An 11,382-nucleotide genomic window follows, 5' to 3' on the forward strand; every position below is an offset into this window, starting at 1 on the left:
TGACGACCGGCGGGATGACCGTCGCGACAGCGACCGTGGTGGCTTCCGCCGCGATGACCGAGGCGACCGAGGCGACCGTGGTGGCTACGGCGGCCGCCGTGACGACCGCCGCGATGACCGTCGTGACGACTGGCGCGACGGCGACCGCGGCGGCTTCCGACGGGACGACCGCGGTGGGCGTCCGGGCGGCTTCCGCGGGCGGGACGACTACCGTGGCCGGGACGACCGGCGTGGCGGTGGGTTCCAGCGCCGTGACGACCGGGACCGGGACCGGGACCGCGAGCCGATCAAGCGGCTGCCGATCCCCGAGGACGTCACGGGCGAGGAGATCGACAAGGACGTACGGCAGGAGCTGCAGAGCCTGCCGAAGACGCTCGCCGAGGATGTCGCCAAGAACCTGGTGATGGTGGCGCGGCTCATCGACGAGGACCCCGAGGGCGCGTACGGCTACTCCAAGGTGGCCCTGCGTCTGGCGTCCCGTGTCGCCGCCGTACGGGAGGCCGCCGGTTTCGCCGCGTACGCGAACCAGAAGTACTCCGAGGCGCTCGCGGAGTTCCGGGCGGCGCGGCGGATGACCGGCACCGTGGACCTGTGGCCGCTGATGGCCGACTGCGAGCGTGGGCTCGGGCGGCCGGAGAAGGCGCTGGACATGGCCGGGGCCGCCGAGGTGCACAAGCTGGACAAGGCCGGGCAGGTGGAGATGCGGCTCGTCGCGGCCGGCGCCCGGCGTGACATGGGGCAGCTGGACGCGGCCATCGTGACGCTGCAGAGCCCCGAGCTGGCCTCCAACTCCGTACAGCCGTGGACCGCGCGGCTGCGGTACGCCTACGCGGACGCGCTGCTGGCGGCCGGGCGGGAGCGTGAGGCGCGGGAGTGGTTCGCGAAGGCCGTGGAGTCCGACAAGGACGGCAGCACGGACGCCTCGGACCGGCTCGCGGAGCTGGACGGCGTGGAGTTCGTCGACGCGCTCGACGAGAACGAGGCCGTGACGCCGGACGACGAGGGCTCCGAGAAGGAGTAGCCGAAGGAGGAAGGGGCGGATCCCATGACGGGTTCCGCCCCTTCGTCGTTCACAGGTCCAGTGCGCGCAGGACCAGGCCGGACGCCGGCTTGGGGCCGAAGGACGTCGACTTGCGGGGCATCGTGACGCCCTGGCGGGCCAGGTCGCGGACGACCTCCTCGCGGACGGGGTGCATCAGTACGGCCGTACCGCCGTCGCGTTCCGCCTTGCGGACGGTGGCGGCGGTGTCGTGGATGTAGGCGATGCGGGCCGGGTCGTCCTCGGGGATGTGCCAGATGTGGTCGAGGAGCGTGGCGTGCAGGACCGTCGCGTCCAGGGCGCGCCAGGCCTCGGGGCGGTCGGCGGGGACGGTGCGGGCCAGGAGGGCCGGGTCCGGGCGGTCGACCAGGTGGAAGGTGCCGTCGCCGGCCAGGAGGAAGGCGTTGCCGGAGGCGGTCGCTTCGGCGAGGTGCTCCAGGGCCGCCGAGAGGGGGAGGTCCAGGCGCCGCACGCGGAAGTGTCCCTTCAGGGCCGCTACGGCGTCGCGTACCGGGAGGTTGTGCAGGAGACGGTGGATGGCGCGCACGCGCAGGGGGTAGCGGGCCGTGTCGACGAGGAGGACCAGGCCGTAGTCCCAGGGGCCGGGGGAGGGGTGCTCGGCGCGCAGCCGGCGGTAGGTGGCCCAGCGGTGGTGGCCGTCGGCGATGAGGGCCTGGTGGTGGGTCAGGTCGGCCTGGACGCGGGCCACGTCCTCGGGGGCGGTGATCGCCCAGAGGCGGTGGTGGTAGCCGTCCTCGGTGGTGGTGGCGAGCAGCGGGGGCTGTTCGATGACGCGTTCGAGTACGGCGGAGGTGTCGGCGGCGGTGCCGTTGCCCCGGTAGGTGAGCAGCAGGGGTTCGAGGTTGGCCCGCGTGGCGCGCATCAGGTCGGCGCGGTCGGCGACCACGTGCGGCATGACGTCCTCGTGGGGCAGCACCACCTGGTCCGAGGGGTCGGACAGGCGCAGGGCGCCGATCACTCCGCGCTGGATGAGGCCGTCGGTGTCGGTCTGTTCGTAGACGTAGAGGCCGGGTTCGGGGTCGGCCCTGAGGACGCCCTCGGAGCGCCAGTGGCGCAGGGTCCGGGCGGCCTGTTCGTTGCGGGCGCTCGGGGTGTCGGCCTGGGGGAGGATCAGCCGGACGATGTTGTGCGGGTCGGCGTCCTGGAGGTGGTGCAGGCCGTCGGGGCGGACCACGACGTCGTAGGGCGGGGACGTCACGGCGGCCAGACTTCCGACCCGGTCGGGGTCGTAGCGAAGGCCTCGGAACGGGGTGAGTTCGAGGCCCCGGGGCGCCATTGCTTCCGGGTGACCTGCAGTGTTCATCCCGGCATCGTACGTGTGCCGGTGGGGTGCGAGATGATCGGGGGAAAGCCGTCGAACGAGGAGCGATGTATGAGCCAGAGCGTCAGGACGAGCCCGGCGGGCAGTGAGCGGGCCCTGAGCGAGGCGTACGACACGGCGCTGCTCGATCTGGACGGTGTGGTGTACGCGGGCGGGAACGCGATCGTGCACGCGGTGGAGTCGCTGGCGACCGCCCGGGTGGGCGGGATGCATCTGGCGTACGTCACCAACAACGCGCTGCGGACCCCGGACGCCGTGGCCGGGCATCTGACGGAGCTGGGGATACCCACCGGCGCCGGGGATGTGATCACTTCGGCGCAGGCGGTGGCACGGCTGATCAGTGAGCAGGTGCCGCAGGGGTCGCGGGTGCTGGTCATCGGCGGTGAGGGGCTGCGGGTGGCGCTGCGCGAGCGGGGGCTGGTGCCGGTGGAGTCGGCGGACGACGATCCGGCGGCCGTGGTGCAGGGGTACGGCGGTCCCGACCTGACGTGGGGCCGGTTCGCGGAGGCGAGTTACGCCGTGGCGCGTGGTGTGCCGTGGTTCGCGTCCAACACCGATCTGACGATTCCGAGCGGGCGGGGGATCGCGCCGGGCAATGGCGCTGCGGTGGAGGTGGTGCGGATCGCGACCGGTGCCGAGCCGCAGGTGGCGGGCAAGCCGTTGCCCCCGATGCACCGGGAGACGATTCTGCGTACGGGTGCGGAGCGGCCGTTGGTCGTCGGGGACCGGCTGGACACGGACATCGAGGGGGCGTTCAACGGCGGGGTCGACGCGCTGCTGGTGCTGACCGGGGTGACCGACGGCGCCCAGTTGCTGGCGGCGCCGCCGCAGCACCGGCCCACCTATGTGGACGCCGATCTGCGGGGGTTGCTGACCGGGCAGCCGGAGGTCGTGGCGGAGGGCGACGGGTTCCGGTGCGGTGGCTGGGTCGCGTCGGCCGGGGCGGAGCGCCTGGAGCTGGACGGTGACGGAGAGGCGCTGGACGGGCTGCGGGCGCTGTGTGCGGCGGCCTGGACGGCGGCCGGTGAGGGTGCGTGTGCGCTCAACGGGGGGAAGGCGCTGGCCAGGCTGGGGCTTTGAGGCCTCGGCCGACGGGGGTGATGGGAGGGTAGGCTAACCTAACCGCGTGTTGGTCGACAGTCCCCCAGAACAGCGCGCGGAGTCCGTCCCCGCGCCCCCGACCCGACGGGCGATACGTTCCTTCGGTCTTCTCGCGTCCGCCGGGATCCTGCTGCTCGTCGCCCTGGCGAGCATCGCGATCGGGGCGAAGGACCTCTCCCTCGCTCAGGTCTGGCACGGACTGTTCCAGGACAGCGGGACCTACAGCGACGTCGTCGTGGACGACCGGATCTCGCGCACCGCGCTGGGGCTGCTCGCCGGGGCGGCGCTCGGACTCGCGGGTGCCGTCCTCCAGGCGCTGACCCGCAATCCGCTGGCCGACCCCGGACTGCTCGGCATCAACGCCGGGGCCTCCGCCGCCGTCGTCACCGCGATCTCCTTCCTCGGCGTCACCTCGATGTCCGGGTACATCTGGTTCGCGTTCTTCGGCGCGGCCGCGGTCGGGGCGCTGGTGTGGTTCCTGGGCGGCAGCCGGGGCGCCACGCCCGTACGGCTGGCGCTCGCGGGCACCGCGATCAGCGCCGCCCTCTACGGCTATCTGCAGGCCGTCATGATCTCGGACGACGCGGCGCTCGGCCGGATGCGGTTCTGGACCGTGGGTTCGCTGTCCGCGGCGACCGGCTCGACCATCAAGCAGGTGCTGCCGTTCCTGGTGCTCGGCATGCTCCTCGCGCTCGCGCTGGCCCGGCCGCTCAACGCCATGGCCATGGGCGACGACACCGCCAAGGCGCTCGGCGCCCACCTCAACCGCACCCGGGCGCTGTCCATGCTCGCCGCCACCGTGCTGTGCGGGGCCGCGACCGCCGCCTGCGGCCCGATCGTGTTCGTGGGTCTGATGGTGCCGCACGTCGTGCGCTCCTTCACCGGGCCCGACCTGCGCTGGATCCTGCCGTACTCGGCCGTCCTGTCGCCCGTGCTGCTGCTCGGCGCCGATGTCATCGGCCGGATCGTGGCACGGCCCGCGGAGGTCCAGGTCGGCATCATCACCGCGATCATCGGCGGTCCGGTGTTCATCCTGCTCGTACGACGGCGGAGGACGGCGCAGCTGTGAAGACCAACCGTGCGGTGCGCACCCCGGGAGGGCTCTCGGTACGGCTCGATGTCCGTGCCCTGGTGGTCGTACTCCTGCTGCTGCTCGCGGCGTTCGGGGCGAGCGTGCTGCTGATCGGCACCGGGGACTTCCCCATCTCGGCCGGTGACGTGGTCAGGACGTTGCTCGGGGGCGGTGATCCGGGGCAGGACTTCATCGTCAACGAGCTGCGACTGCCGCGGGTGCTGGTCGCCCTGCTGGTCGGGGCCTGTCTGGGGCTCGGCGGTGCGCTGTTCCAGGCCGTCTCCCGCAATCCGCTGGGCAGCCCGGACATCCTCGGGCTCGGGCAGGGGGCGACGGCCGGGGCGCTCACGGTGATCGTGCTGTTCTCCGGGAGCGCGAACCAGGTCACGGCCGGCGCGCTGGTGGGCGGCCTGGTGACCGGTCTGGCGATCTATCTGCTCGCCTGGAAGCAGGGCGTGCACGGCTATCGGCTGGTCCTGGTCGGTATCGGCATGTCCGCGATCCTCACGGCCGTCAACGGCTATCTGCTCACCGTCTCCGACATCGTCGACGCGGCCCGCTCGGTGGTCTGGATGACCGGCTCGCTCAGCGGCCGGGACTGGGAGCAGGTGTGGCCGCTGCTCGCGCTGTGCGCGGTGCTGGTGCCGCTGGTGCTCGGCAACGCGCGGGCGCTGCGGATGATGGAGATGGGCGACGACGTCGCCGGCGCCCTCGGGGTGCGCGTGGAGCGCGTACGGGCGCTGCTGATGGTCTCCGCCGTGCTGCTCACCGCGACCGCCACGGCCGCCGCCGGTCCCGTCAGCTTCGTCGCGCTCACAGCGCCCCAGCTGGCCCGGCGGCTGACCCGCTCGCCGGGGCCGAATCTGCTGCCGTCGCTGTGCATGGGCGCGACCCTGCTGGTCGTCGCCGACTGGAGCTCTCAGCGCCTGTTCGGCGCCGACCAGATGCCCGTGGGCGTGGTCACCGGAGTCGTCGGCGGCGTCTATCTGCTGTGGCTGCTGGTCAGTGAGCGCCGGGCGGGCCGGATATGAGCGGCACCGCGAAGAAGAACACCAAGAGGAGCACCGTGAACCGCCTGTCCGCCGAGAACGTCACCCTCGCCTATGACCAGCGGGTCATCGCCGAGCAGTTGTCGGTGGAGATCCCCGACAACTCCTTCACGGTGATCGTCGGGCCGAACGCCTGCGGCAAGTCCACGCTGCTGCGGGCGCTGTCACGGATGCTGAGGCCGAGCCGGGGCCGGGTGCTGCTGGACGGACAGGCCATCCAGTCGATGCCGGCGAAGAAGGTCGCGCGCACCCTCGGGCTGCTGCCGCAGTCCTCCGTCGCCCCCGACGGGATCACCGTCGGCGACCTGGTGGGCCGCGGCCGGTACCCGCACCAGGGCATCCTGCGCCAGTGGTCCACCGAGGACGAGCGGGTCGTGCAGGAGTCGATGCGGCAGACCGGGGTCGCCGAACTGGCCGACCGGTACGTCGACGAGCTGTCCGGCGGCCAGCGCCAGCGCGTGTGGATCGCCATGGCGCTCGCCCAGCAGACCCCGCTGCTGCTCCTGGACGAGCCGACCACCTACCTGGACATCCAGCACCAGATCGACGTCCTCGACCTGTGTGCGGAACTCCACGAGACGCAGGGCCGCACGCTGGTCGCCGTCCTGCACGACCTCAACCACGCGGCGCGGTACGCCACCCACCTCATCGCGCTCAAGGGCGGCAGGGTGATCGCCGAGGGCGCGCCGAACGACATCGTCACGGCCGAGCTGGTCGAGGAGGTGTTCGGGTTGCGCTGCCAGATCATCGAGGACCCGGAGACGGGCACGCCGCTGGTGGTCCCGGCCGCGCGGAAGGCGCGGACGGCCGCGCGTTAGAGCAGCTTCCTGAGGACGAGGAGGTCGCGCACGCCCGCGTGCAGCTTCACCCGGCCCGCGCCCCAGGCCTTGGCGAAGTTCAGCTCGCCGCCGACCATGGCGACCAGGTCGTCCCCCGTCATCGCCAGCCGGATCTGCGCCTTCTCGCGCGGTGGGCCCTGAAGGGTCTCGCGCACCTCGATGCGGCCGTCCCTGAGGCGGCCGGCGAAGGTGACGTCGAGGTCGGTGAGGTGGCAGCTGACCGAGCGGTCCAGGGCGGTGGCCGTGCGGACCTCCCCCTCGGCGTGCTGCATGTTCTCCGAGAGCTTCTCCAGTGCGGCGCGGCACTCTTCGATCGTGGCCATCGCGAACGACGGTACCCCAGCGCTTCGGGGTAGCGTCTGGGCATGAGCGACGCAGTTCCGCAGCCGGAGACCTCCCAGGAGGCCGTGGAGCCGGAGTACGACCCGGCCGCCCCGGCCCCGCTGGGCGTGCCCCGCACCCCCACCGGCAACGCCGAGGTCGACGCCCAGCTGGAACGGCTGGCCGACGCCGACCACCTCGCCACGGACGGACACATCGAGGTGTACGAGGATGTACACCGGGGGCTGCGCGACGCGCTCACCGCGCTCGACGCCCGTCCGGGACCTCCGGCGCCCCCTTCGCCGTATCAGAGCAGGAGCTGAACCGAACGTGGCAGGAGTCGCACGCCGCCGTCTCGACGCCGAGCTGGTCCGCCGGAAGCTCGCGCGCTCGCGCGAGCACGCCACCCAGCTGATCGCCGCGGGGCGGGTCACCGTCGGCAAGACCGTCGCGACCAAGCCGGCCACGCAGGTGGAGACCGCCGCCGCGATCGTGGTCTCCGCCGACGACAGCGACCCCGACTACGTCTCCCGCGGCGGCCACAAGCTGGCCGGCGCGCTCAAGGTCTTCGTCCCGCAGGGGCTCGTCGTCGAGGGTCGGCGGGCCCTGGACGCGGGCGCCTCCACCGGCGGATTCACCGACGTGCTGCTGCGCGCGGGCGCCGCGCACGTGGTCGCCGTGGACGTGGGTTACGGACAACTCGCCTGGAGTCTCCAAAGCGATGAACGCGTCACCGTCAAGGACCGTACGAACGTACGCGAGTTGACGCTCGAAGCGATCGATGGGGAGCCTGTGGATCTTGTCGTGGGAGATCTGTCCTTCATCCCGCTCGGACTGGTGCTGCCCGCCCTGGCGCGGTGCGTGAAGCCGGACGCCGATCTGGTGATGATGGTCAAGCCGCAGTTCGAGGTGGGCAAGGAGCGGCTGGGCAGCGGGGGAGTGGTACGCAGCCCGGAGCTGCGGGCCGAGGCGGTACGGGGGGTGGCACAGCGGGCCTGGGAACTGGGGCTCGGGGTGCGGGGGGTCACGGCGAGTCCGCTGCCGGGACCGTCCGGGAATGTCGAGTACTTTCTGTGGCTGCGGTCCGGGGCACCGGAACTGGACCCGGCCGACGTTGACCGTGCAGTGGCGGAGGGGCCGCGTTGACACAGAACCGAGCGCGTACTGTTTTCCTGCTGGCCCACACCGGACGCCCCGCGGCGATCCGCAGCGCCGAGCTGGTGGTCAAGGGGCTGCTGCGGTCCGGCATCGGCGTGCGGGTGCTGGAGGCGGAGGCCGCCGATCTGCCGTTGCCGGAGAGCGTGGAGCTGGTCAAGGAGGCCACCCCGCAGTGCCTGGACGGGTGCGAGCTGCTGATCGTGCTCGGCGGTGACGGGACCCTGCTGCGCGGCGCGGAGTTCGCCCGCGCGTCCGGGGTGCCGATGCTGGGCGTGAACCTGGGCCGGGTCGGGTTCCTCGCGGAGGCCGAGCGGGACGACCTGGACAAGGTTGTCGACCGGGTGGTCACCAAGGCGTACGAGGTCGAGGAACGGATGACGGTGGATGTCGTCGTCCACCAGAACGGCGACATCGTGCACACCGACTGGGCGCTGAACGAGGCCGCCGTGCAGAAGGCGGGCGCGGAGAAGCTGCTGGAAGTCGTGCTGGAGATCGACGGGCGGCCCGTGACCGGGTTCGGCTGCGACGGCATCGTGCTGTCCACGCCGACCGGGTCCACGGCGTACGCGTTCTCGGCCGGCGGGCCCGTGGTGTGGCCGGAGGTGGAGGCGCTGCTGATGGTGCCGATCTCCGCGCACGCGCTGTTCGCGAAGCCGCTGGTCACCTCGCCGGACTCGGTACTGGCGGTGGAGGTGCTGCCGCACATCCCGCCGGGGGTGCTGTGGTGCGACGGGCGGCGGACGGTGGAGCTGCCGCCGGGGGCGCGGGTCGAGGTGCGGCGGGGGGCGGTGCCGGTGCGGCTGGCGCGGCTGCATCACGCGTCGTTCACGGACCGGTTGGTCGCGAAGTTCGCGCTGCCGGTTTCCGGGTGGCGGGGGGCGCCTCACTAGCCCACGGGGTGGGGTGGTTTCGGCCGCGCCGGCGGGTGCGGGTGCGTGGGGGCCGGTCGCGCAGTTCCCCGCGTCCCTGTCTGCCTACTGGGTGGGGCGGTTCGGTTCGTTGGCGGGTGCGGGTTTGTGGGGGTTTCTCGCGCAGTTCCCCGTGCCCCCGACGTACGTCCACTCCCCCGGGTGACAGGGTGCCTCGCTTCCGGGTGGGCCCACCTCGTATGGTCGTGTCCGTGCTGGAAGAGATGCGGATACGGTCACTCGGGGTCATCGACGACGCGGTCGTCGAGCTGTCGCCCGGGTTCACCGCTGTCACGGGTGAGACGGGTGCGGGCAAGACCATGGTGGTCACCAGTCTCGGGCTGCTGCTCGGCGGGCGCGCGGACCCGGCGCTCGTGCGGATCGGCGCCGACAGGGCCGTGGTCGAGGGCCGGGTCAGCGTGCCCGCGGACGGCTCGGCGGCGGTACGGGCCGAGGAGGCCGGGGCCGAACTGGACGACGGGGCGCTGCTGATCAGCCGGACCGTTTCCGCCGAGGGACGCTCACGCGCCCACCTCGGCGGGCGCAGCGTGCCGGTGGGACTGCTCGCCGAACTGGCCGACGACCTGGTGGCCGTGCACGGGCAGACCGACCAGCAGGGGCTGCTGAAGCTGTCCCGGCAGCGGCAGGCGCTCGACCGGTACGCCGGGGACGCCGTCGCGGTGCCGCTCGCCAAGTACGCCGAGGCGTACCGCCGGCTGCGGGCGGTCTCCGCCGAGCTGGACGAGATCACCACGCGCGCGCGTGAGCGGGCCCAGGAGGCCGACCTGCTGCGCTTCGGCCTGGACGAGATCGCCGGGGTCGAACCGCGTGCCGGTGAGGACGTGGAGCTTGCCGAGGAGGCGGAGCGGCTCGGGCACGCCGAGGCCCTGTCGTCCGCCGCGACGGCCGCGCACGCCGCGCTCGCGGGCAACCCCGAGGACCCCGAGGGCATCGACGCGGCCACGCTCGTCGCGGGCGCCCAGCGGGCCCTGGACGCCGTACGGTCCCACGACCCCGCGCTGGCCGCGCTGGCCGACCGGATCGGGGAGATCGGGATCCTGCTGGGCGATGTGGCCGGGGAGTTGGCCGGGTACGCCGACGACCTGGACGCCGATCCGCTGCGGCTGGCGGCCGTGGAGGAGCGGCGGGCCGCGCTGACCGCGCTGACCCGGAAGTACGGCGAGAACATCGACGCCGTGCTCCGCTGGGCCGAGGAGGGCGCGGCGCGGCTGACCGAACTGGACGGCGACGACGAGCGGCTCGACGAGCTGACCGCCGAACGGGACGCGCTGCGGGTCGAACTGGGCGGTCTGGCACAGGCACTGACGGACGCCCGGACCGAGGCCGCCGAGAAGTTCGCGGCGGCCGTCACCGCCGAACTGGCCTCGCTGGCGATGCCGCACGCGCGCGTGTCCTTCGCCATCCGGCAGACCGAGGACCCGGACGGCGTGGAGGTCGGCGGGCGTACCGTCGCCTACGGTCCTGCCGGTGTCGACGAGGTCGAGCTGCTGCTGGCGCCGCACCCCGGGGCGCCGCCGCGGCCGATCGCCAAGGGCGCCTCCGGCGGTGAACTGTCCCGCGTGATGCTGGCCGTGGAGGTCGTGTTCGCGGGCACGGACCCGGTGCCGACGTATCTCTTCGACGAGGTCGACGCGGGCGTCGGCGGCAAGGCGGCGGTCGAGATCGGGCGGCGGCTGGCGAAACTGGCGAAGACCGCGCAGGTCGTCGTCGTCACGCACCTGCCGCAGGTCGCGGCCTTCGCCGACCGGCAGTTGCTGGTGGAGAAGACCAACGACGGCTCGGTCACCCGCTCCGGTGTGAAGGTGCTGGAGGGCGAGGAGCGGATCCGGGAGCTGTCCCGGATGCTCGCGGGCCAGGAGGACTCCGAGACGGCCCGCGCGCACGCGGAGGAACTGCTGGCAACGGCACGCGGCGAGGGGTGATGCGGCAGGGTGGACGGATGATCCTCCGAGCCGCCCTCTCCGCCGCCCTCGCCCGTACCGCGCTCACCGGTCTCCGCCACCGCGCCCCCGACCGGTGGCGGCGCGTCAACCACGCCGGGAAGAGCGTCGACCTGCACACCGGGCCCGCGAGCACCCTGGCCGCCGCCGTGGGCGCGGGCCTGGTCCGGCCCGGCCTCGGCGCGGCCGTACTGGCCGCCGGGGCGTGCGGGGCGTACGACGACATCGTGGGCGCCGGGGATCCGCGACGCGGGTTCCGGGCGCATCTGTCCGCCCTGCGCCACGGCGAAGTCACCAGCGGCGCCGTGAAGTTGTTCGGCGTCGGCGCCGCCGGGCTGGTCGCGGGCGCCCTGCTGAAGGAGAAGCCCGTCGACAGGCTGCTCGCCGGGGTGGTGGTCGCCGGTACCGCGCACTTCGTGAACCTGGTGGACGTACGGCCGGGGCGGGCCGCGGGCGCGGTGCTCGCGCTCGGGGCGCCCGGAGTGCTCCGGCGCGGTCCCGCGCGGGAGCTGAGCGCGGCCACCATGGGCGCCGCCGCTGCCGTGCTCCCCGACGACCTGGCCGAACGGTCCATGCTCGGCGACACCGGCGC

General features: G+C 73.1%; 12 protein-coding genes. 10 read left to right on the plus strand and 2 right to left on the minus strand.

Annotation, left to right across the window (positions count from 1 at the left end; genetic code table 11):
- The first annotated feature begins 295 nt into the window (after positions 1-295).
- Positions 296-1,021 carry a tetratricopeptide repeat protein gene (locus GA0115233_RS38115; protein ID WP_107406497.1) on the plus strand — a complete coding sequence of 242 codons (726 nt, stop codon included), beginning with the start codon at positions 296-298 and terminating at the stop codon, positions 1,019-1,021.
- Positions 1,022-1,070: 49 nt separating this feature from the next.
- On the opposite strand, the gene GA0115233_RS38120 is transcribed toward GA0115233_RS38115, so the two are convergent.
- The gene (locus GA0115233_RS38120; protein ID WP_093725106.1) at positions 1,071-2,363 is read right to left on the minus strand and encodes a DUF1015 domain-containing protein; all 1,293 of its coding nucleotides are present in this window, start codon (positions 2,361-2,363) and stop codon (positions 1,071-1,073) included.
- Positions 2,364-2,432: 69 nt separating this feature from the next.
- Between GA0115233_RS38120 and GA0115233_RS38125 the strand changes: the two genes are divergently transcribed.
- The 4 genes from GA0115233_RS38125 to GA0115233_RS38140 are packed head-to-tail and all read left to right on the plus strand — an operon-like array spanning position 2,433 to position 6,421.
- Positions 2,433-3,461, plus strand: coding sequence for an HAD hydrolase-like protein (locus tag GA0115233_RS38125; RefSeq protein ID WP_093725108.1), 1,029 nt, complete (start codon positions 2,433-2,435; stop codon positions 3,459-3,461).
- A gap of 46 nt (positions 3,462-3,507) precedes the next feature.
- The gene (locus tag GA0115233_RS38130) at positions 3,508-4,551 is read left to right on the plus strand and encodes a FecCD family ABC transporter permease (protein ID WP_093725110.1); all 1,044 of its coding nucleotides are present in this window, start codon (positions 3,508-3,510) and stop codon (positions 4,549-4,551) included.
- Entirely contained in the window at positions 4,548-5,585 is a 1,038-nt protein-coding gene (locus GA0115233_RS38135) for a FecCD family ABC transporter permease (RefSeq protein WP_093725112.1), read from the plus strand. Before GA0115233_RS38130 ends, GA0115233_RS38135 begins: the two co-directional genes overlap by 4 nt.
- Complete coding sequence (locus GA0115233_RS38140; RefSeq protein WP_176712091.1) at positions 5,582-6,421, plus strand: ABC transporter ATP-binding protein; 840 nt, start codon at positions 5,582-5,584, stop codon at positions 6,419-6,421. Before GA0115233_RS38135 ends, GA0115233_RS38140 begins: the two co-directional genes overlap by 4 nt.
- On the opposite strand, the gene GA0115233_RS38145 is transcribed toward GA0115233_RS38140, so the two are convergent.
- On the minus strand, positions 6,418-6,765 hold the full coding sequence (locus GA0115233_RS38145) for an SCP2 sterol-binding domain-containing protein (RefSeq protein ID WP_093725114.1): 348 nt from the start codon (positions 6,763-6,765) through the stop codon (positions 6,418-6,420). The two genes, GA0115233_RS38140 and GA0115233_RS38145, sit on opposite strands and share 4 nt — an antisense overlap.
- Positions 6,766-6,807: 42 nt before the next feature.
- Between GA0115233_RS38145 and GA0115233_RS38150 the strand changes: the two genes are divergently transcribed.
- The 5 genes from GA0115233_RS38150 to GA0115233_RS38170 all read left to right on the plus strand — a co-directional run.
- Positions 6,808-7,086, plus strand: coding sequence for a hypothetical protein (locus GA0115233_RS38150; protein ID WP_093725116.1), 279 nt, complete (start codon positions 6,808-6,810; stop codon positions 7,084-7,086).
- A 7-nt stretch (positions 7,087-7,093) separates the two neighbouring features.
- Positions 7,094-7,909 (plus strand): TlyA family RNA methyltransferase, encoded by an 816-nt coding sequence (locus GA0115233_RS38155; RefSeq protein WP_093725118.1) that lies wholly within the window; start codon positions 7,094-7,096, stop codon positions 7,907-7,909.
- Positions 7,906-8,811, plus strand: coding sequence for an NAD kinase (locus tag GA0115233_RS38160; protein WP_015661465.1), 906 nt, complete (start codon positions 7,906-7,908; stop codon positions 8,809-8,811). Before GA0115233_RS38155 ends, GA0115233_RS38160 begins: the two co-directional genes overlap by 4 nt.
- A 218-nt stretch (positions 8,812-9,029) precedes the next feature.
- A complete protein-coding gene (gene recN, locus GA0115233_RS38165; RefSeq protein WP_176712092.1) occupies positions 9,030-10,772 on the plus strand; it encodes a DNA repair protein RecN in 1,743 nt (580 codons plus the stop codon).
- 17 nt (positions 10,773-10,789) lie between these two features.
- Positions 10,790-11,382, plus strand: a 593-nt coding sequence (locus tag GA0115233_RS38170; protein ID WP_093725124.1) for a hypothetical protein, incomplete at its 3' end; no start/stop codon positions are given.

The organism is Streptomyces sp. DI166 (assembly GCF_900091315.1).
In the GTDB taxonomy this organism is placed as follows: domain Bacteria; phylum Actinomycetota; class Actinomycetes; order Streptomycetales; family Streptomycetaceae; genus Streptomyces; species Streptomyces fuscus.

Coding starts and splice junctions, on each gene's coding strand:
- GA0115233_RS38125 (WP_093725108.1), top strand. CDS start 2,433: ATGAGCCAGAGCGTCAGGACGAGCCCGGCGGGCAGTGAGCGGGCCCTG.
- recN (WP_176712092.1), top strand. CDS start 9,030: ATGGTCGTGTCCGTGCTGGAAGAGATGCGGATACGGTCACTCGGGGTC.
- GA0115233_RS38120 (WP_093725106.1), bottom strand. CDS start 2,363: ATGAACACTGCAGGTCACCCGGAAGCAATGGCGCCCCGGGGCCTCGAA.
- GA0115233_RS38145 (WP_093725114.1), bottom strand. CDS start 6,765: ATGGCCACGATCGAAGAGTGCCGCGCCGCACTGGAGAAGCTCTCGGAG.
- GA0115233_RS38150 (WP_093725116.1), top strand. CDS start 6,808: ATGAGCGACGCAGTTCCGCAGCCGGAGACCTCCCAGGAGGCCGTGGAG.
- GA0115233_RS38140 (WP_176712091.1), top strand. CDS start 5,582: ATGAGCGGCACCGCGAAGAAGAACACCAAGAGGAGCACCGTGAACCGC.